The organism is Streptomyces kanasensis, from assembly GCF_043077165.1.
Lineage (GTDB): Bacteria > Actinomycetota > Actinomycetes > Streptomycetales > Streptomycetaceae > Streptomyces > Streptomyces changanensis.
This window is the reverse complement of the sequence record NZ_JBIBSF010000008.1, coordinates 216304-234772: the sequence shown is the minus strand read 5'-3', so window position 1 is coordinate 234772 and position 18469 is coordinate 216304. Positions and strand designations below refer to the sequence as shown.

17 protein-coding genes and 3 pseudogenes are annotated in these 18469 nt (G+C 69.9%); 6 read left to right on the top strand and 14 right to left on the bottom strand.

Annotated features, from left to right (window positions below; translation table 11 throughout):
* Nucleotides 1-19 precede the first annotated feature (19 nt).
* Nucleotides 20-1203, bottom strand: a pseudogene (locus ACF053_RS21035) (hypothetical protein).
* Complete coding sequence (locus ACF053_RS21030) at nt 1200-1655, bottom strand: hypothetical protein (RefSeq protein WP_391955296.1); 456 nt, start codon at nt 1653-1655, stop codon at nt 1200-1202. The pseudogene ACF053_RS21035 and the gene ACF053_RS21030 overlap by 4 nt, the downstream one beginning before the upstream one ends.
* Here ACF053_RS21030 and ACF053_RS21025 point away from each other — a divergent pair.
* The 3 genes from ACF053_RS21025 (at nt 1572) to ACF053_RS21015 (ending at nt 3768) form a co-directional block, all read left to right on the top strand.
* A complete protein-coding gene (locus ACF053_RS21025; RefSeq protein WP_391955295.1) occupies nt 1572-2126 on the top strand; it encodes a TerD family protein in 555 nt (184 codons plus the stop codon). The two genes, ACF053_RS21030 and ACF053_RS21025, sit on opposite strands and share 84 nt — an antisense overlap.
* A 70-nt stretch (nt 2127-2196) precedes the next feature.
* Nucleotides 2197-2289, top strand: coding sequence for a TerD family protein (locus tag ACF053_RS21020; protein ID WP_391955294.1), 93 nt, complete (start codon nt 2197-2199; stop codon nt 2287-2289).
* A gap of 927 nt (nt 2290-3216) precedes the next feature.
* On the top strand, nt 3217-3768 hold the full coding sequence (locus tag ACF053_RS21015; protein WP_391955293.1) for a flavoprotein: 552 nt from the start codon (nt 3217-3219) through the stop codon (nt 3766-3768).
* Between the two features lie 57 nt (nt 3769-3825).
* Here the strand turns inward: ACF053_RS21015 and ACF053_RS21010 are convergent, their stop codons facing one another.
* The 8 genes and pseudogenes from ACF053_RS21010 to ACF053_RS20975 all read right to left on the bottom strand — a co-directional run bounded on the left by ACF053_RS21010 (nt 3826) and on the right by ACF053_RS20975 (nt 11157).
* A complete protein-coding gene (locus ACF053_RS21010; protein ID WP_391955292.1) occupies nt 3826-5214 on the bottom strand; it encodes a hypothetical protein in 1389 nt (462 codons plus the stop codon).
* Between the two features lie 205 nt (nt 5215-5419).
* Nucleotides 5420-5737, bottom strand: a complete 318-nt coding sequence (locus ACF053_RS21005) for a hypothetical protein (protein WP_391955291.1) — start codon at nt 5735-5737, stop codon at nt 5420-5422.
* A gap of 242 nt (nt 5738-5979) precedes the next feature.
* Nucleotides 5980-6165, bottom strand: coding sequence for a hypothetical protein (locus ACF053_RS21000; protein ID WP_391955290.1), 186 nt, complete (start codon nt 6163-6165; stop codon nt 5980-5982).
* A 102-nt stretch (nt 6166-6267) separates the two neighbouring features.
* Nucleotides 6268-7984 (bottom strand): annotated as a pseudogene (locus ACF053_RS20995) (relaxase/mobilization nuclease domain-containing protein).
* A complete protein-coding gene (locus ACF053_RS20990; RefSeq protein WP_391955289.1) occupies nt 7981-8388 on the bottom strand; it encodes a plasmid mobilization protein in 408 nt (135 codons plus the stop codon). Before ACF053_RS20990 ends, ACF053_RS20995 begins: the two are co-directional and overlap by 4 nt.
* 264 nt (nt 8389-8652) lie before the next feature.
* A complete protein-coding gene (locus ACF053_RS20985) occupies nt 8653-9465 on the bottom strand; it encodes a DUF2637 domain-containing protein (protein WP_391955288.1) in 813 nt (270 codons plus the stop codon).
* Nucleotides 9466-9573: 108 nt separating this feature from the next.
* Nucleotides 9574-10272, bottom strand: coding sequence for an ATP-binding protein (locus tag ACF053_RS20980; protein WP_391955426.1), 699 nt, complete (start codon nt 10270-10272; stop codon nt 9574-9576).
* Nucleotides 10269-11157: pseudogene (locus ACF053_RS20975) on the bottom strand (hypothetical protein). The gene ACF053_RS20980 and the pseudogene ACF053_RS20975 overlap by 4 nt, the downstream one beginning before the upstream one ends.
* A 270-nt stretch (nt 11158-11427) precedes the next feature.
* Between ACF053_RS20975 and ACF053_RS20970 the strand changes: the two are divergent.
* The 3 genes from ACF053_RS20970 (at nt 11428) to ACF053_RS20960 (ending at nt 13383) form a co-directional block, all read left to right on the top strand.
* Nucleotides 11428-11712, top strand: a complete 285-nt coding sequence (locus tag ACF053_RS20970) for a helix-turn-helix domain-containing protein (RefSeq protein WP_376307677.1) — start codon at nt 11428-11430, stop codon at nt 11710-11712.
* Between the two features lie 315 nt (nt 11713-12027).
* Nucleotides 12028-12234: a helix-turn-helix domain-containing protein gene (locus ACF053_RS20965; RefSeq protein ID WP_121827678.1), complete on the top strand. Its 207-nt coding sequence runs from the start codon at nt 12028-12030 to the stop codon at nt 12232-12234.
* A 162-nt stretch (nt 12235-12396) separates the two neighbouring features.
* Nucleotides 12397-13383 (top strand): tyrosine-type recombinase/integrase, encoded by a 987-nt coding sequence (locus ACF053_RS20960; RefSeq protein ID WP_391955287.1) that lies wholly within the window; start codon nt 12397-12399, stop codon nt 13381-13383.
* A gap of 79 nt (nt 13384-13462) precedes the next feature.
* On the opposite strand, the gene ACF053_RS20955 is transcribed toward ACF053_RS20960, so the two are convergent.
* From ACF053_RS20955 to ACF053_RS20940, 4 genes are all read right to left on the bottom strand, one after another.
* On the bottom strand, nt 13463-14806 hold the full coding sequence (locus tag ACF053_RS20955) for an AAA family ATPase (RefSeq protein ID WP_391955286.1): 1344 nt from the start codon (nt 14804-14806) through the stop codon (nt 13463-13465).
* On the bottom strand, nt 14803-16314 hold the full coding sequence (locus tag ACF053_RS20950; RefSeq protein WP_391955285.1) for a hypothetical protein: 1512 nt from the start codon (nt 16312-16314) through the stop codon (nt 14803-14805). Before ACF053_RS20950 ends, ACF053_RS20955 begins: the two co-directional genes overlap by 4 nt.
* Entirely contained in the window at nt 16311-17285 is a 975-nt protein-coding gene (locus ACF053_RS20945; protein ID WP_391955284.1) for a hypothetical protein, read from the bottom strand. Before ACF053_RS20945 ends, ACF053_RS20950 begins: the two co-directional genes overlap by 4 nt.
* Nucleotides 17286-17488: 203 nt before the next feature.
* Nucleotides 17489-18388, bottom strand: a complete 900-nt coding sequence (locus tag ACF053_RS20940; protein WP_391955283.1) for a hypothetical protein — start codon at nt 18386-18388, stop codon at nt 17489-17491.
* Nucleotides 18389-18469: the final 81 nt, after the last annotated feature.

The window sequence follows — 18469 nt, the reverse complement described above, 5'->3', positions numbered from 1 at the left end:
TTCTCTCGGGGAGCGGTGCCTAGCGGTGGCGGGCCGTGATGGTGCGGGGCGGCGGCGTGGGCGGTGTGGTGTCCACGGCGGGGCGCGGGCGGACCCGTAGGACGGGGGTGCGGTGCGGCGGCAGGACGGCGACGGTCGCGCCGAGGTCCTCGGCCGCCTCGTGCACTTCGCGGGTGAGGAAGTCGATCTGCCGGCCGAGTGCGGTGAGCCGGGCGGCGATCTGCCGGCCTTGCACGGTCTCCAGGGCGCTCGCGAACTGGCCTGCGGTCTCCAGAAGTTCCTGGAGGCGGATCATCGGGCCCGCGTTGAAGCCGCGCTGGGTGGCCCCGAGGAGCGCGTTGGACGCGTCACCGGCGTGCTGGGCCTCGATGACGTCCCGGATGAGTTCCTGCAGCGATACCTCGGGGGCGGGCACGGGGCGGTTGAACACAGAGACGTCCGGGCGCAGCACGCCGGGCGGGACCGGGGCGGGCAGCACCTGTCCGGCCTCGTATTTGTGGGCGAAGTGCCCGATCGCCTGCCAGCCGGGGGTGTCCGGGTCACCTCTGAGGGCGACCACCATCGAGTCGTCGTCCTCGATCAGATGGGCGAGGGTGATGGGCTGCCCGTCAGCGGCGTACCACGATTCGGTCAGCTCCAGCTCGCCTCGCCGCTGCGCGGCCTGGGCCCGCTCGGTCCACGCCTGCTGTTCTTCGTCGACCAACGGGACCTTGTGGTGCTGGTGCTGGTGCTGGTCGGCGAGGTTGCCGGCAATGAAGCCGTGGTCCGCCCAAGCGGCGAGGTGGGGCCACAAGGCCGCATGCTGCGTGCGTACGGCGGGACCGGGGGGAGCGGGCCGGTCGAGTGCCCGCCGGATCTTGGCGGCGGAGACGGCGAGGCCGTCCAGCACGGTCCGCCACCCGGTGAGGTGCCGGGCGGGTGGCAGCTCGTCGAGCGCGCGACGGGCGGCATCGAGCAGTGCATCGGCGGACGGGGCGAGGTGCGTGGCGTACGCCTCCACGGCGGCCTTGTCGCGGTGGCGCGTGCGGCTGCCGCGGCGCCTTCGTGAACGGTGCGGCCATAGCGATCGCGGGTCATGTCGAGCGCGATCTCGCTGTCGCGGGCGATGACGGACATCCGGAGTCGGAAGTCGCTTGCTCGGACTCCGAGGTCGGCGGCCACGGGCAGCGGGCTTTCGGGGGCCGGGTCGCTTCCGGGCGTCATCGGGATCGCTCGCCGCCCGAGGCCGTCAGGTGGACGGTGGGCGCGTAGGTGGGCTTCGGCGGGATCGGCCCGGCCGACGGTGGCGAGGTGGTGGGTGCCGTGCCGCGTTGTGTCGTACGGCCGGCGGCGGCTTGGGCGAGACGGCTGCGGCGTTCCAGGAGCCCGTTCGGCAGGACGGGACGCGGCGGGCCAGCCGAAGCAGTGGGGTCGAGAGCGATGTCGGCGTGCACCGCGTAGCCCTGGCGCCGTAGATCGTGGACGGCCTGGCGGGTGCGGCGAGGGCCGTCCCGCTCGGGTTCGCTGAGCCGGAACAACGGCTCGTCGGCGACGGGTTCGAACTCTTCGCGCAGCAGGAACCACTGGGCGAGGTGCGAGGGCATGGAGGAGGTGAAGGAAGCGACGAAGCCGTGCTCCTTGTGGGTGCCGAAGACAAAGTGGGTGCCGGGTTCCAAGAGGGCGGGCATCTCCTGACGTGGTCGGTGGTGGAGCAGATAGGCGGCGGGGGACGGACGGGCCGCAGGCATGAGGCGCAAGTGCGCCGTTGGGGCATCGCGCTCGCCAAGGCAGGCAACGTCTCCCTTCTTCAAAGCCGCACCCAACCGCACACAGGTGAAGGTCGGGCTCGGCTGAGATGCCCGCTCTACCACCGGAGCCCCTTCGACCTGGACGCCAGCGTCCTGCTCTGTAACTCCGGGCAAGTGCTCGAGGGTGAGTGGCTCGTCTTCTACAACCAGCTCACGAGCCCAGAGGTTCGGTGGAGCACACCGGAGACAACCTCACCGGTGAGGGCGACGGTGACGGCGAGTGGATCCTGGTTGACCTTCTCCAAGGTCCCGGCCGAGGTCGAGAAGCGCCTCCCCAACCACGAGACGGACAATCGCGGCCAGACCTTCGGCCAGGTCAGCATGCGTTCATCCGCGTGATCAAGCAGGCCGACGGCCAGGAGCTCGCGCGCTCCGGCTTTCCGAGGACGCCGGCTCCACCGAGGCGGCGATGATCTTCGGCGAGGTCTACCGGTACTACGGCGAATGGAAGTTCCGGGCCGTAGGCAAGGGTACGCGGCGGGACTACGAGGAATCGCCCTAGAGTTTTGCAACGACCGGGCCCAACTTCCTTTACAGGACCCACGGTTCGTGCGAACGGGCCCTCTCGGCTTAGCCGGCAAGCATTCACCCGAGAGGGCCCGCTGGAGTCACCCGTATCCATCGAGTCAGACAGAAGGGTTCCCATGAGTGAGTCTAGGGAAGATCGCCAGTCAGAGTCCCCCCAGCCCCCGAGGCGGTGGTTGAACATCTTGACAAGCGGCGCCCGCAAACTAAGCGACGGCGCTTTGCGCGGTGTCGGATATGCCGCCGGGACAACCGGCTTCGGCCTGCTGGTTGTTTGGTGGCAGAGTCGCCACTGATCTCGGGATCGAAGCCGACCCGGCGCAGGGGGCAGGTCTCGTCATGAGGAGCCTCCCCCCGTGCAGCACCTGACCATGATGAGCGTAAGACAAAAGGCTACGGACGGGCATCACGCACTGACGAAGACGGGGAAAGCATCAACAATGTCCGCTATGGTAGGTCGTCGTTGACAACGGGCCTGCAGATTTGTCAATCCATTGTCAATGGATCGCCTTCATTGTCAGCGAAGCCGCGGATCCTAGAACTCGGGGATCGCGCAGAACGGAGCGCAGGCTACGGCCGTACTGCCAGGCGTGCTCCCGGGCCGCCGCCTCCAGGTGCTCGTAACCGGCCTGCGCCGTCATCAAGATCATCGGAGGGGATGCGGTGCCTGCTCGCCACATGCGCGTTGGTCACCTTGGCGACGATACGTGAGCAGAGCACCCGGGTGCACAAGGATCACCGCGCGGCATCGGGCATCCGTGGTCCGGCCGACGCTTGTACTCAGACTCCGTGCCCTTCGCGCTGGTGGTAGGCGGCTTCTCCGGCCTGGCCCCGTCCGCGGATGCTGACGGCTAGGGTCTGGATCGTGTGACCGCAGGGGAGCGCGTCGACGAGGGTCAAAGCCATGAACGATCGGTCGGAGAAGCCGTTCCTGTACGTCGTCGTCTGCGCCGCCGGCATCGCGGGCGACGCGCACCGGCTGATCACCGCCGCGAAGGAGCAGGGCTGGGGCGTCGGTGTCGTAGCTACACCCCAGGGCCTCGGCTTCCTCGATACCGAGGCGGTCGAGGCCCAGACGGGCTACCCGATCCGCTCGGCGTGGCGCAGTCCCTGCGACCCGCGCCCCCTCCCGCCCGCTGACGTCATCGCCGTCGCGCCCGCCACGTTCAACACGATCAACAAGTGGGCCGCCGGCATCGCCGACACCCTCGCGCTGGGCATCCTGTGCGAGGCGTACGGGGTGGGCGTTCCGACGGTCGTCCTGCCGTATGTGAACGCGGCCATGGCCGCACACCCGGCGTACGACCGGAGCCTGAACCAGCTGCGGGAGATGGGCGTGCTGGTCGGGTCGTACGAGCCGCACCGGCCGAAGGCGGGCGGGGGAGCGGAGCGTTTTCGGTGGGAGGAGGCGCTGGAGCTCTTGGACGACAGGGGCGCAGGTCTCTTCGGACGGTGATCCGGATCGACGCCCGCGCGCCTGTCGTCGGTCGGAGAGGACCGGGCGGATCTTTCGTCAGTGGGCGGAGCCCGGACGCGGCTCCTCGTCCTGCCCCGGCAGCAGTCGCAGGGCGAGGACCGAGCCGTCGGCGTGGACGGAGACCGGGCCGCCCCAGTCCTTGTCGTAGCTGAGCCGGGAGCGGGCGTGGCGGCCGGCATGGACGATGGCCCGGTACTCCTCGACGTCGCCCCTGGCGAGGAGGCGGAAGATCTCCTCGTCCACGCCGGAGAACGCCTCGACGCGGGGGCCGTTCAAGCGGAAGACGTGGTCGGTGCCGACGTACGCGGTGCCGAAGAGGGTGTGGGCGGCGTCCTGGGTGCTCATGGCGGCCGCGTGTTCGAGACCGGTGAAGCGTTTACGGCCCTGCCGGTCGGTGAGGTGGCGGGCGGTGGCGTGGCCGGAGCCGGTGAACGCCATGAGGCCCGCCGCGGTGGTGTGGGCCAGGGACTCCTGGAACCAGGCGTAGTCCTTCGGCTGCACGTGGCAGCCCCGTACGGGCTCCGGCGTTACCAGGCCCTCGGTGGGCGGGTGGATGTCCGGCATCACGTTCGCCTGGAACGGTGGGGCGTTCAGGTTCGCCTCACGGACTTCCGCCGGGGACAACCGGCCTCCGCTGCCGGGTGCCTGGAGGGCATGGACGGTCATCGCGCCGCCGTCCGTCGGGAGCTGCGTGCTGAACAGTAGGCCGGGGGTCTCGTTCCACGCGCCGATGTGGACCGCCTCGGCGTGGGCGGAGGCGGAAGCCAGCTGGTCGGCGGAGGTGGCGGCGTCGCCGTGGTTGCCCTTGCAGGCGAGGGGGATGACGAGAGACGGCTCGCCAGGACGCCAGACCTCGGCGAAGTACTGCGGGCGGTAGCGGTACTTCACCTTCTCGCCCTTGTCCCTGCTCGTGAGGGCCCAGCCCGCGCGTAACACCGTGTCGGCGGGGACGATCGTCACCGAATGATCGGGGAAGCGGCTGCGCAGCATGTGCTCCGCGAGGGTCAGCGCGAAGCCGATGCCGAGCTCGCCGGACTGCAGCGACTTGTAGTGGTCCGCGATGCGGTGGCCCTCGTCGGTGAGACCGAGGAAGGAGTCCCTGCCGCCGGCCAGGGCCTGGGTGTACTTCAGCGCGCCCCAGTGCTCCGCCAGTCCCCGGCCCGCGCCACGCCACGAGAGGGCGGTGGCCCGGGCGAGGGTGTGGAGGACGTCCCAGAGGGTCACTTCGAACTGCCGGGGCAGCTCCGTCGACGGGATCGGGACGAGGTCGGGCTTCCTGCGGAGCGGCTCGTCCTCGTTCTCCTTCCGCTTCTTGTCGTCCGCTGCGACGGCGGCTTCCACCTTGCCGACGAGTGCGTCGTCGGAGTGGATGGAGATGTTCGACGGCTGGGTCAGGTCCTGGAGCACTTCCTCGGTCGGCTTCAACAGCTCTCCTTCACGGTGTGCGAGGGCGGTTCGCCATCGGCTGGACCGTACGGAAGGGAGGAGCGGCGCACGCAAGTGCGCAGGGGCGCGTGGTCTGGACTTCGGTACGGCGGCGGACAGTATGCAGCCGGTGGCAGGGAAGACCCCCGCCACCGGCTGGTTGTTTACATGGAGGATCTGGCCCGTTCCTGCTATTTCTCTCGGGTCATGCATCGGCGCCTGTGGCGACGATGCCGCACAGGCGGTCGTATTCGAGCACGTCCTCGTAAGTCATGAACTGGACGAGGACCATGTGATGGTCCAGGGCGTAGGAATAGATCAGCTTGGCGAGTTCGGTGACGGCTGCTTTGGCTTCGGTTCCTGCTTCGGGGTTGTGGATGCGGACGCCGGCGGCCTGGAATTCTTCGAGAGTGGCGTCATCGGCGAGTGCCTGTTCTTCGTCGGTGAAGGGGCGGCCGTCGAGGTGGCGGAAGGTGCGGGTGCCCCACGGCCGGTCGAAGTCCGTGTCGAACAGCAGGGCCATGACGTGGGGGCGGGGGAGGGGTGGGCATGGAGGCTTCCTTGTGCCTGGTCAGGAGGTGTACCGGGTGAAGGAGAGAGCGGGTTCGATCATGAGCTTGAGCAGCCGGTCGAACTCGGCTCGCTCGTCCTCCGCCATGAGGGCGTGGGCGTTGCCGAGGTCCTTCTCGTCGAGCTATTCCATGAACGGGGCGAGGAAAGCTGGATGGCTTCGGGTGCTTCCTCGTGCGTCTGGAGGTAATCCATTCAGCGCGAATGCTGGATCTTCAGCTCTTCGAGGTCGGCGCGCGTGGCCTGGAAGATTAGTGTGCGTTCCTCCTGGGTCAAGGAGCGGCCGTCTCGATGGGACCAGGAGCCGGTTTCGCGGAAGTGCTGGAAGTTCGCGTCGCAGAGCAGGGCGACGATCTCGGGGCGGGCTTCGGACGGGGGCATGCGGGATTCCTTCCGGGGGTTGGTCGGAAGGTCAATTGTTGGGAGAGTCGCCGGTTAGGATAACCGGCGATTCTGGGCTATCTTTCCGCCTCGTTTCGCGGGTCAGCGCTGCCTTCGGGTGTCGTTCGAGGTCCTGGCGTCGAGGTGTGCCGCACGTTGCTGCGAGGAGGCGGCAGCGCTGCCTCGTCCATGCGTGCTGCGGGAGTTCTGGGGATCGGCGGGGAGGTCGGCCATCCGTCGTAGCCGCCACACGAGCATGTCACTCATGCGCTCCGCCGTGTCCAAATCCCTCTGGGTGGCTGCCTGCACCAGCAGAGCGGTGGGGTTGTGGCCGGTGGTCCGGGCTTCGTCGAGGGTGGCTGCGAGGGCGGGCCATCCGCGTTCGGCGAGGACCTGGTCGGCCAGCTGGGGCAGGGCTTGGCGCAGGGTGGCGGCGTGATGGCGTTGCCAGGCAGGGGCCAGACGGCTGCCCCGCTGGTGGAGGAAGGCCATGGGGTGGGCGGCAGCGGCGGGATAGGCGGCGCGGAGGTGTGCGGCGGCCCGGTGGGCGGCTTCGGCCTGCTGGAAGTGCTGCTTCCTGGCGTGCCAGTGGGTGGCGGCGGTGATCAGGAAGAACAGCATGTCGATGACCATTGCGGTGGTGGCGCCGTCCTCGCCCCGGCCGAGGGCCGGGCCGCTGTGGACGAGGTCGCGGGCGGCTCGGCGCAAGGCGTGATCGTGACCGCGTGCGGCGCGGACGTGGGAGCGGGAGGCACGTTCGAAGGCGGCTGCTGCGGCTTGGAGTTCGTGGCGGGTGTGGGCGGCGGAGGTTTTGGCGAGGGCGTCGAGGACCTCCCCTGTGGCGGATATCTGTGCGGCGATGACGCCGTCGTCGCCGTGGTCGATGACGAGCAGGGCCTGCCAGGTGGCTGTGGCGGCGTGTCGGCGTGCGGACGCGGGCCCGGTCACCCACGGCTGGGAGGGCTCCGAGGAGAGGGCTTCCGCGGATGTGGTCCAGCGTTCACGGATTCCGGGGCAGCGAGAGGTCTGGGGCGAGCTTGGAACCGGAGTAGAAGACCGGCTCGCCCTTGCCGTTGCGGTCATCAGGGAGGGCGACGGTGTAGCCGAGGGTGTCGCCCGAGGGTGCGATGCGCCGCCGGACGAGCAGACCGGCCGAGGCGAGACGGTCGAAGAACTCCTCCTCACTGGCTGCGCCGGCCACCGAGCGGCGGACTTCCTCGCGCAGCTCCTCGCGTGGGGTGCGCTGTCGGCCGAGGCGGTCGGCTTTGTGGCGTTCGGAGCTGGTGGGCCGCGTGGCGGCGGTACCGTCCCCCGCCGCCACGCGGTGGAGGCCGTAGTCGACTTCGATCTGGCGGCATTCGGTCTGGGCGCGCTTGGCGGAGCGGTGGTGGTCGGGGCGGCGGCCGTCTTCACGGACGAGCGTGGCGATGAGGTGGATGTGGTCGTCGGCGTGGCGGACGGCTGCCCAGCGGCAGCCCGCGCCGTCGCCGGGGTCGATGCCCGTGGCGGCGATGACGCGGCGGGCGATGTCCGCCCATTCGGCGTCGGTGAGGGTGCGGTCGCCGGGGGCGGCACGGACGGAGGCGTGCCACACGTGGGTGGTGGGGCGGGCGTCTTCGTCGAGGAGGTGCAGGGGCTCGTCCAGGAGCTGGGCGAGGTCGACGATGGTGGTGCTCCGGTCGCGGCCGGGGTCGGGGGCGAAGCCGTCGAAGGAGGCGACGAGGTGGGGGTCGGTGTGTTCCTCGCGGCGGCCGGGGCCGTAGAGGTAGGCGAGCAGGCGGACGGTGTTGCGGCCCTGCTTGTGGATGCGGGGTATCAAGCGGCGGTGCCTTCGGAGTTCGGGTCGGTGAGGCGGGCGGTGACGTGGCGGACGGCGTCGACGGCGTGGCGGACGGCGGCGATGGTGTCCTCCAGGCCGTCGGGGTAGGTGCCGCTGTTGAGCGCGTTGGCGGCCTGGTTGAGGTTGTTGTTCGCGTGCCCGAGCTGGCGCCGGAGCGTGAAGAGGATGGTCAGGGTGTCCTGGCGGGTGGCGATGGCGGCTGCGGTGCGGTCGAGGTCGCGGGCAGCGGTGAGTCCGCTGTGGGCGAGGAAGCCGGCGATGCTCATGCCGACCGTTTCGGCGCCGGCGGCGATGGTCGCGTGCTCGGCGTCGCTGAGGCGGACGCTGTGCGCGCGGCGCTGCGTACGGGCGCGTACGCGGGACTTGCCACGGCGACGCGGCACCGGCTGCGGTCCGCCCTCGGCCGCAGCCCCACCCTCCCGCGCCCCCCGGCGCGGGAGGGTGCCCGCCACCCCCGGGGCGGGCACCGGTTCGGACGCACCCCCGACGGGGGAGTGTCCGAACCTCCAACTTGCTCCGCCCGGGGCAGCGCCGGTGGGCACCAACGGCTGGTTGGTGAGGGCCTCGGTGTGGCTGTCGTGCATCGGAGTGTTCCTTCGGAGCGAGTGCTGGAGGGGCGCCCGTGTGGGCCTGGGGTGACGGGGACGTCAGGCGATGGCCGCCAGATTCTTGGCGGTGGCCGCTTCGTCCAGGACGGTGTCGGCGGCCTTCTGGGCCCGGGCCCTGTCGACGGTGTAGCCCTGGGCACGGGCGGTGCGCTCCAGGTCGGTCCGGCGGACGGTGCCGGTCTCGTAGCGCATCTGGCGGGCGAGCTCCAGGAGGTACGCGTCAGGGGCGCTGGCCTTGCGCCCGCCAGGTTTTGGCGTCGCTTTCCTCGGCGGTGCGGCGGTGGGGGGAGGCGGCGCCGTGGCGGTCGTGGCGGGGGAAGCCGGTGCGGCGGGCGGCTTCGGCTCTGGCGTGGCGGTCGGCTGCACCAGGCGCCGCTTAGCGGGTATGGCGGTGGCGGCGGACTTGGCAGCGGGCGGTGGCGGTCCGCCACTGGGTGCCTTGGCGGTTGGCGGTTCGGCCGCCATCGCCTTGTTGGCGGCGAGGTGGCGGTTGATGACGAGGTAAAGGTGGACGGCGCCGGCGAGGGCGAGTGGGGCGATGGCGGACAGGGCGCCGACGGTGGCGTTGTTGAGGTGGAGGCGGGCCTGTTCGTTCAGGCGGATGGCGTGCAGGGCGTTGGCCCAGATGCTGGCGCCGGTCGCCAGGGTGACGAGCGTCCACACGTACAGGCGGGAGCGGAGAGGGGCGGTGCGCAGGATGAGCAGGGCGGTGACGCCCAGCGCGATGAAGCCGTCGATGACGAGGGGGAAGAGGTAGGTCAGCGGTCCACTGATGTGGGCGGCGACGGCCATTTGCCGCAGGGCGTCGTAGGAGAGGACGAAGCCGACGGCGGCGATCAGGGTGATCCCCATGAGGAGGGGACGGCCTCGCCGTTCGAAGGCGGGGTGTATCGGGGCAGGGGAGGGCAAGAGCAGGAATCTCCGGTGTGGTGCAAGGGGGCGGGATGGGCGCTGTCGGGGTCAGGCGACGGGCTTCTGACGGCGGCGGTCGTCGCCTTCGAGGGTGACGCGTTCGGTCATCTGGGCCAGGCGGGAGGCGACGCGGTCGCCGAGGGCTGCCCGCAGGGTGTCGGTGGTGAGGTTGCTGGTGATCAGGGTGGGGCGCAGGTGCTCGTACCGTTGGTTGATCAGCCGGTAGGTCAACTCCTCGGTCCACTCGCTGGTCTTCGCCGCGCCAAGGTCGTCCAGGAGCAGCAGCGGGCAGCGCATCAGGCTCTGCAGGTCGCGCTCGCTGTCGAACCCGGGGCGCGGGCGCAGCCGGGCGTAGGGGTCGGCGGTGGTGGCGGCTTCCCAGCGCAGGCGTACCCCGGCGGCCAGCAGGGTGCGGATGGCGCCGTACGCCTGGTGGGTCTTGCCGGTGCCGGTCGGTCCGACGATTCGCAGCGAGGGGCCCTCCGCGATGCCCGGTGCGCCGCCGGGGCCGGGGCGTCCGGCGCGGGTGATCTCGTCCGCCCAGGCGGTGACCTGGGGGTGGTCGGCGAGGGCGTGGCGGAAGCGGGCGGGGATGCGGGCTTCCGCCTGTTGCAGTGCGGTGACGGGTTCGGGCGTCGGCTCCTGGGCGGCGGCGTCGGGGGCGATACCGCGCTGGGCCAGGATGTCGCCGAGGCGGCCGGTGATCCGGGCGGGCTGCTGCGGGTCGCGAGTGAGGGCGGCGGTCAGAGGTCGCCTCCGTAGGCAGCGGCGGTGTTGGTGGGGTTGGTCCACGGCTGGTGGGCAGCGGCGGCGGGGGTGGCGTTCATGGCCTCGTGGACGAGACTGGGCAGGGTGCTGGGGTGCAGGGCCCTTGGCGCGGTGACGGTTGAGGCCGGCGCGGATGTGGTCCGGGGCGATGCCCTCGTTGAGGAGCTTCTTCACCTCCTGGCCGAGGTGGCTGAGCACGTCCTGCGGCGGGCGGTAAGCGCATCCGGCGGCGTACTCGCCGATCACGTCCTTCGTCGAGACCGAGTCGGGCACGGGGGGCGCCTGCGCCCCCAACGGGGTAGATCCTAGATCCCTGTTCCTAGGTCCTAGATCCGGACGGTGAGGGCTCACGGAGGGCTCGGTGAGCCCTCCCTGCGGCTGCGGTGAGTGCTCACGGAATTGCCTCTGACCTGCGGATTCGTTGTTCACGGAGGGCTCCGTGAGTCCTCGTTGACGACTTGCGGAAGTCTCCACGAGAGCTCCCTGCGCCTGCGGTGAGGGCTCACGCGGAATCCCGAGATCGTGGTGCGGGCACGGGGGCGTCCGGACACCGCTGGGCCGGTTGATCTTCTGGTGCTGGGCGAAGGTGACGATGTGCAGGTACCGCTTGCCGTCCCCGCCCTCGTACCGGCAGATCAGCCCGGCACCGTGGAGCTGGATCAAGTCGTCCTCGACCGCCTCCGGGCCGTGCTCGCGGCGCAGCGACCACAGCTGGCCGGCGATGACGGCGGCCTGGTCGCGAAACCGGCCCTGGTCGTCGGCCTGGGTGAGCAGCCCGAAGAAGGTCCGCTCGGCGGACAGCGACACCGCCGCGAGGGACTCGGACGAGAACGCCTCGGGCTTGATGGTGCGGATACGGGCGATGGCGATCGACCACCTTTCAGGGAGAGGGCTGGGGAATCCGGCGGTGCGGGGTGCATGGCCAACACAGCCACACCTGGGGCGCAGAAGTCCAGACTTTGCACTGGAATTCCGTACAGCCCGGCGGCATGCCGCGTCGGCGAGTCCCGCAACTGTAGGGCCGAATTCCCGGTCACCGAAATCGCTGCGGGAAATCGCCGGGTGATTTGCATCGCTCACGGCAGACAGGAATGCCCTTCCGGACCGGCCGGCGCGCAAGCTACAACACCACCCATGCCGCCACGCCCTCTCGTCATCGGACCCGCCGGACATGCCGCCGCCCACGCCATCGAACGCACCCGCACCGCCCGCGGCTACTCCCAGCGTCAGCTCGCCGCCCGGGTCACCGCACTGGGCCGGCCCATGACCTTCACCGCGCTCTCCCGCATCGAACGCACCGTCCGCCGCTGCGACATCGACGACCTCGTCGCCATCGCCACAGCCCTCGGAATCGCCCCGCAGACCCTCCTCGCCGGCCCCCTCATGCCCCCAGGGGCGGCCGGGGTGGGCGAAATATAGCCGACGATCCCCGGTTAGCGAAACCGGGGATTCTCCGGATGATTGGGGGTCCCGGAACGCTCGTCGTGCCGGTCCCTGCCAGAAGTCTGCCCACCTCCCCAGAGGATGCCTTGCTCGATTTTCCTGCGCGCCGATTTCATATTCCCCGCCGCGCACACGTAGCCCCGCTCGCTTCCTCTTCTGCTCCGCTCGGAGATCCCGGCCGTACGTAGAAGCCCTATTCGACGAACTCGCGGAATCGGCTGGGCTTGTTGCCTCCCGTCCCAGTTAGATCTCTCCATTCCCGTCGCTCTTTCTCACGCAAAGGAACCGCCTATGGCCCCGCGCCTGCTGTCCATACCCGCCGTCGCCGCCGCCCTGGACGTTGACCGCCGCACGGTCTACCGCTTCATCGCCGCCGGCGAGCTGCCCGTCGTCGACCTGCGCACAGGACCGGCTCGCTCTCGCGTTCGCGTCCCGGCCGCGAGCCTGGACGACTTCATCAACAGCCGGGCGGTTTCCGCGCCCGCGCGCCGCCGCTGACCAGGACCAAGTACCTCCGTACGCGAAACAGGAAGGACCGGAACCACGTACCTCCGGAAGCTGTAGTCCGGCAAATGGCAGGCAACCGTCCGCAACCGGGTTGGAGACCGGTTCAGCGAGTCGTTTCCCCTCAAGGCGCAGGCCCGCGCCTGGGGTACCGATATGGAGACGCAGTTCGCCCGCGGAAGCATGCGGGACCCCCGGGCGGGCGAGATGGCGTTTCACGAGTGGCACGCTCGCTGGTGGCAGGCCCGCGTCGTCGAGCTCCATACGCTGCGCGGGGACGCCTCCAGCATCAAGAACCACGTGCTGCCCCACTGGGCCGACTGGGAGATGCGGGCCATCACCCGTATGGACGTCCAGAGCTGGATCCGCGGATTGGTCGAGAAGGGGGTCGGTGCCTCGGCGATCAAGAGGGCGTACAACCGGCTGTCGTCCATCATGCGTGCGGCCGTCGACGACGATGTCATCGCGGTCAGCCCCTGCCGGAACATCGACCTGCCGCAGATCGCGATCAGGCCTCCGCAATGGTTCACCCTCGATCAGGCGCAGAGCATCGTCGACGAGCTCCCGGCCCCATGGCGCACCATGTGCCTGCTCGGCTTCTACACGGGTCTGCGCTGGGGCGAACTCACCGGCCTGCATCGCCATCGGATCGACCAGCGCCGTTCCCGCTTGTTCGTGGTGGAGGTCAACACCAAGAGCGGCATCAAGGAGTACCCCAAGAGTTCGAGGAGCCGCCGGGAGGTCCCGCTTCCGCTGCACGTCCTGGACGCGCTCGACCGGCACATCCACCCGCTCGACCGTGACGCCCTGGTCTTCACCACCGTCACCAAGGGCCGCGCTGGCCGTCGCCTCGACGACGGCAACTGGCGCCGCCAGACCTGGTGGCCTGCCATTGAGAATGCCCACTACTTCGGCACCGACGGGGAGCAGCTCCCCGTTCCGCACTATCCGCCCCACTCCATGCGCCACACCTGCGCTTCGTGGCTCGTCCAGAAGGGAGTCTCGCTCTACGAGGTCCAGCACCTCCTCGGCCACGAGAGCTTCCAGACCACCCAGCGCTACGCCCACCTGCAGCCGGACGCGCACAAGGCAGTGCTGGCAGCTTGGGAGCGTTTGGACGTCCCGCTGACCTTTGCAGCGTAGACAACTCGTCCTGTCCACTGGCGTGCGTCGGATGCGCGCGTCGCCCTACGTACAGGGCGAGCTGAAGGGCGGCCTACAGCTATGGACGAGCTTGTTTCTCCAGGTAGTCCATGACCACTTGGTGCGCCCGCCACCCGTCCGGGAACTTCGGTGGTACGTCGAGGTAGACCGGGCTGCTGCGGGGATGCCGGTCCAGGAGGTCGGTGATGCCGGCGCGGGCCACGACGATGCAGGCGAAGCGGTGGCGGGAGAGCAGGACGCACAGGCGACCCGTCTCCAGATGGAAGGCGGAGGCATCCTGACGGCCGGAGAGCGGGTGCCAGACCAGTGTGACGTCGAACTCGCGGCCCTGGAGACGGTTGGCGGTGTCCACGGTGATGTCCGTGAGACCCCGCTTCTCCAGTCGCGACCGTACCGAGTCCGCCTGGATCGTACGGGCGGCTCCGATCGCGATGCGGGACTCGATGAGCGGCTCTCCGTTCACCAGCGCCCCTCGCTCCAGCAACCGGGCCGCCGTTTCTGCCAGTGCTTCGGCCACCTCGGGGTCATCGTCGAGAGTGTGCCGAGCGGGAAGCTCCAGCAGACCCCAGCCCGACCCGGCCGCGCAGGCGAGGACGGCGTCCGACGGTGTTGCACGGTGAGGTGCGGTGCCATAGGTGAGGACGCGGTCAGCCGCCTTAGTACCGGAGATGAAGGAGTAGAAGGGATAGAACGCCTTCTGCACGAGAGGGGCTGCCATCTCCGGCAGCCGCCAGGAGACCGGGAGCTCGTGTCGCAGCAGGTCGGAGTTGTGCGCCAGCGCCACGTCGACGGCGTTGCGCAGCGGGTCCCAGGTCAGTCCCTGCCAGCGGTCGGTGTCCACTGTGGCGAAGGGATCCAGCTGCCCGGGATCGCCGACGAAGAGGACTTGTGAGTCCTTTTCGGAGAACAGCGGTGCCGTCGCCAGCAGCGCGTCCGACCGCATCTGGTAGGCCTCGTCCACGATGGCCCAGCGCCATGGAGCACATTTCTCAGGTTTGACGTACGACCATTTTTTGGCGGTGGAGACCACGACCGCCAGCTCGCGGAGGGCGTCTGCCTCATTACTGCCCCGTACATTCGCGTGTCGGCTCACGCGCTCGGGAAGACGGAAGCCGTTCGCGTGCAGGCGCCCGAGGGGAAGAGCAGGGTACTCCCGGGCGATGTTGTCGACCAGGTCGTCGACCTGTTCGTTGGTCTGCGCGACGATCATCACCTGATGGCCGGCCGATGTCAGGTGGCCGGTGGCGCGCTTGACCAGTGTGGACTTTCCCGCGCCCGGTGGAGAGTCGACCACGATGCCGCGTCCGGTGGCTGAGTCCAGGCCGGACAGCACGTCTGCGACCGCCCGGTCAGCGAGGGCGCCGGGTGACGTGCCGCTGTCGGGTTCCGGAGTGGCTGTCATTCCCAGACCTCTTCCGCGTCCTCGTCGGTGGGTTCGTACGGCTGTGGCGGACCGCCGTGGGTCCAGGGGGTGTCCTCCTCGGCCGGGAGCGAGGACGGCATGTTCTTGGGATCGATCGACGTGAAGGTGACCGTCTCGCCGAGGTCGGCCATGGTCCCCTCAGGCGCGGGCGGCTTGCGCTTGTTGCCGAAGCCACCGTTCAGCTGGATCAGCACGGCGGACCCGGCTCCGTCGGGGGCGACGTCTAGGACCTCGGCCTTCTGCCTCGGTCTTGCCGGGGACTTGACCGTCGTCCCCACCGCCATGGACACGGGAATTTCGCAGTGCACGGTGATCGTCGGGCGCCACAGAGGGGACCCGGGCCGCGCCCCGGGGATGGTGCGCTCTTCCTCCCGGGCCGTGACCACGCCCGTGAAAGCCTCGCCCGTCAGTTCGTACTCCGCCATCACCAGCGGATCGTCATACGCGCGCTCGGCGTCGTACCGCTCCTGGGCCTCCTCCATACGGGCGAGGCGGCGGGCTGCCCCCACCGCGTGATCGCGGCGGGCCTGTGGGCGCCCGTCGTCGTCCAGGTAGGTCGCGTACTCGCCGAACAGACGCCGGTCATATGCCCGCCGTTCGGCGACGTGGTCTCCTGCGGGAAGCTCGCGCAACAGGCGGACGCCGTGCCACATCAGCTGCCAGGTCGGCAGCATCTGGGCGTGCAGCTCGCGGTCGATGGTGCGAGCGGCAGCGTCCCGCGCCCGCTCTCCGGTTGCGCCGTCGTACTTCGTGATCAGTTCGTCGAGCGTGCGGTCGAAGACCGGATCGGTCGCCGGCCCGGCGGGCGGCCACGCCGCGGGGTCTTCGCGCTCCCGGGCGGTCTCGGCCCCGGTGCGTCCGGAGGGGGGATCGATCCAGCCGAGCAGGGATGCCAGGTTCGCGTTCTCGGTGGGGCTCTGCCCAGTGGCCCAGTGGGCGGAGAGGGTCCGCGTCATGGCCTGGAGCAGGGCGGAATCCGGGAACTCGGCCCGGTCGGCGAACCAGGTCAGCCACTTTCCGAGCAGGGGTACGGATGGGGAGACGGCATGCGGACCATCCGTCGCGCGCAGCCGGGTCAGACGGCCCAGCAGCCGGACGTACGTGATCCCCCCGGCGTTCGGGACGAGGAGCTGGGGTGCGCGCAGGGGTCGCTCCCGCTCCTCCTTGTCCTTGCCGCGCCCGACCGTGTACGGCTCTTTCGGCGCGGCGCGGCATTCCTCGAAGTAGGGCAGGAGGAGGTCCGCGAGGCTCTCGACGAAGCCGAAGCGCTCGGTTCGGTCGTGGGGGCGGCGAACCGTCAGAAGCGCCGGGTGGTCGGGATCCGTCCCGGCGAGAGCGGCGAGTGGCGCGCAGGCCTCGCCGGCGAGGGTGAGCGGGACGAGGACGAACGGGGTGTCGTCCACATGCTCGTGGCGCACGGTCGTCAGCCGCTCGGCGTATTCCGACGTGGATGCCCGCAGGGCGGCCACCGTGGCGATGACGCTCACGCGGTCGCACCTCCACGCAGACGACGGAGTCGTTCGGCGGCCCGCAGCCGGATGATGACCGCCTCCTCGGCGGGGCCCGGGGCGCTGGTGCCGTCGAGGTGGCGGAGGGCGGTCCGGGTGGAGTCGATGCCGGGAAGACTGTTGCGCACCACTCCACCCAGCCGGGCCGGGGAGGCGCAGTCAGTGGCCTCGTCCCGGCAGTAGCGGGACATCTCGCAGAACGAGAGGCAGTCGGGGGTGAAGCTGGCGTCCAGCTCCCGCATCGTGGCGTCGATCTCGGCCTTCGGCCGTTCGGTGTCGAGCGTCGCGTCGGGAGAGAGGGCGTGGGCCAGGTCTTCGGCCCGGCGCAGACGCGATAACTGGAACCGCAGGGCGTCGAGTTCCTGGCGGAGGTCGATCAGCTTTCCGTAGGGCCGGTTGGAGAAGTCCTTAGGGCAGATGAGAAGGAACCTGTGGGCGATCGCCTTGGGATCGAGGCCGAGTTCGATGAAGGTCTGCCGCAGGGCGAGGACGCTGACCGCGGCCTGTTTCGTGGTCTGGGCAACCGCCGAGGGGTTCGCCTGGCCGTCGATGGCCGGGAAGGAGCGGATCTCCACCACGTAGAACTGTCCGCCGGTGCGGTGGCTGAGGGCTTGCGGTATCACGTGGGCGGTCTGACCGGCGACCTCCAGGGTCAGGACGGGGCGGTCCAGGATCAGACGCTCGTCGGCGCCGGCCGCCAGGCGGTTCAGAAGCCGCCGACTCTCGCCCGCCCGCATCGCGAGCGAAGCGTCGCCGCCCACCTCGGTCAGATCGGCTACCGCGGCTTCTTCGACGGGGACGTCGAGTTGCTCCCGGAGCAGGCGGATAAGCTCCGCGTAGCCGCCCCATTTGACCAGGGCCTCGAAGCTCTGCTCGCGCCGGATCGCGAAGGGGGACTGGCCGAAACGCGGCTCATGGCCCAGGCGTTGGGCGAGCAACGCCTTGTCCACGCCCGCTGCGTCGAGTACGGCGCGGCGGGAGCAGGCCGGGTTGGCCGTGAGAGCGGTGATCTTGCGTGCCGTGTACTCCTGCGGGGGTCGCGGTCCGCGCAGGACGGCGAGCCTTCCCGGAGAGGGGGCAGAGGGGTGCTGCGGAGACATCTTCTCTTCTTACGCGGAATTCTGTGGCGGCACCGGAGGAATCCGGTAGTCGGTCAGATGGTGAAGCCGGCTGAACCACGCAGGGCATCGTGCAGGGGCGGGGCCCCGAAGAGCTGCTGTACTCCTGTGAGTTGGCCGCGTGCGCGGTCGGCGGTCGTGCGACGCAGGGAGTAATCCGCCTCCTGGTGCACTGCGGCCTCCGTGCGTGCTGCGGAGATCACGCGTTCGGGGTCGATTTCCTCGTCGCCGTACGCACCGGGGATGTTGAGCGCGAAACGGCGCAGCAGTTGGCGGGCCGCGCCGGAGGGTGCGTGTCCGGAGACGTCGAGTCGCAGGATCTGCTCGGCGGTGCCGATGGCGTGGACGAGGAAGTCGGCACGCGGGCTCAGCGGGCCGACGATGCGCTGCTCCAGGGGCCAGACGGATACGGCGAGGAGACCGCGGGCGGGTGTGAGCCGGTCGTGGGTGAGGGCGGCACAGATGTAGTAGGGGCGGGCGTAGCCCTGTGCGGTGAAGGACCTCTCCTCGTCGCGACGGAGCGAGGCGAGTTTCGTCGCGACCAGCGGCTCGGTGAAGAAGGCCTGGTATACGGATGAGATCAGCTTGGGCGACGCGGGAGCGCCGAGCAGGGTGAGTGCCTGGTGCACCTGCTCGCGGACCGGGACGGCGCCGTGGGTGGACTGCTTCCCGTGGGCCTGGAGCCGGAACGAGGATGCGGTCCCGGCGGTGGTGGCAGGTGCCGGGGACCCGGCGGGTGAGGAAGGAGCCGCGGCAGGTGGCGCGGCCCCCTCCGCCTCCTCGGCGTCGAGGGCTCGCTCCCACGCGGCCTCCGCCTCGCGCAGTTCGGCGCGGATGCGGGCGGTGGCCGCGTTGTCGCGGGCGCGTCGAGCCTCTCGCAGGAGGGCGCGCAGGCGCGACAGGCGTTCCTCGAGCTCCTCCAGCGATGCGGTCATGGGCGCACTGTATCGCCGATCCCTTTGATTTCCAAGGTTCTCCAAAGAGTTCCAAAGTTGTGCGCTACGCTCGGCTGCACG

Excerpts from the sequence above, each read along its gene's own strand:
- ACF053_RS21020 (WP_391955294.1), top strand. The coding sequence starts at position 2,197 with ATGATCTTCGGCGAGGTCTACCGGTACTACGGCGAATGGAAGTTCCGG.
- ACF053_RS21015 (WP_391955293.1), top strand. The coding sequence starts at position 3,217 with ATGAACGATCGGTCGGAGAAGCCGTTCCTGTACGTCGTCGTCTGCGCC.
- ACF053_RS21005 (WP_391955291.1), bottom strand. The coding sequence starts at position 5,737 with ATGGCCCTGCTGTTCGACACGGACTTCGACCGGCCGTGGGGCACCCGC.
- ACF053_RS21000 (WP_391955290.1), bottom strand. The coding sequence starts at position 6,165 with ATGCCCCCGTCCGAAGCCCGCCCCGAGATCGTCGCCCTGCTCTGCGAC.
- ACF053_RS20985 (WP_391955288.1), bottom strand. The coding sequence starts at position 9,465 with ATGGGGATCACCCTGATCGCCGCCGTCGGCTTCGTCCTCTCCTACGAC.
- ACF053_RS20970 (WP_376307677.1), top strand. The coding sequence starts at position 11,428 with ATGCCGCCACGCCCTCTCGTCATCGGACCCGCCGGACATGCCGCCGCC.
- ACF053_RS20965 (WP_121827678.1), top strand. The coding sequence starts at position 12,028 with ATGGCCCCGCGCCTGCTGTCCATACCCGCCGTCGCCGCCGCCCTGGAC.
- ACF053_RS20960 (WP_391955287.1), top strand. The coding sequence starts at position 12,397 with ATGGAGACGCAGTTCGCCCGCGGAAGCATGCGGGACCCCCGGGCGGGC.
- ACF053_RS20955 (WP_391955286.1), bottom strand. The coding sequence starts at position 14,806 with ATGACAGCCACTCCGGAACCCGACAGCGGCACGTCACCCGGCGCCCTC.
- ACF053_RS20940 (WP_391955283.1), bottom strand. The coding sequence starts at position 18,388 with ATGACCGCATCGCTGGAGGAGCTCGAGGAACGCCTGTCGCGCCTGCGC.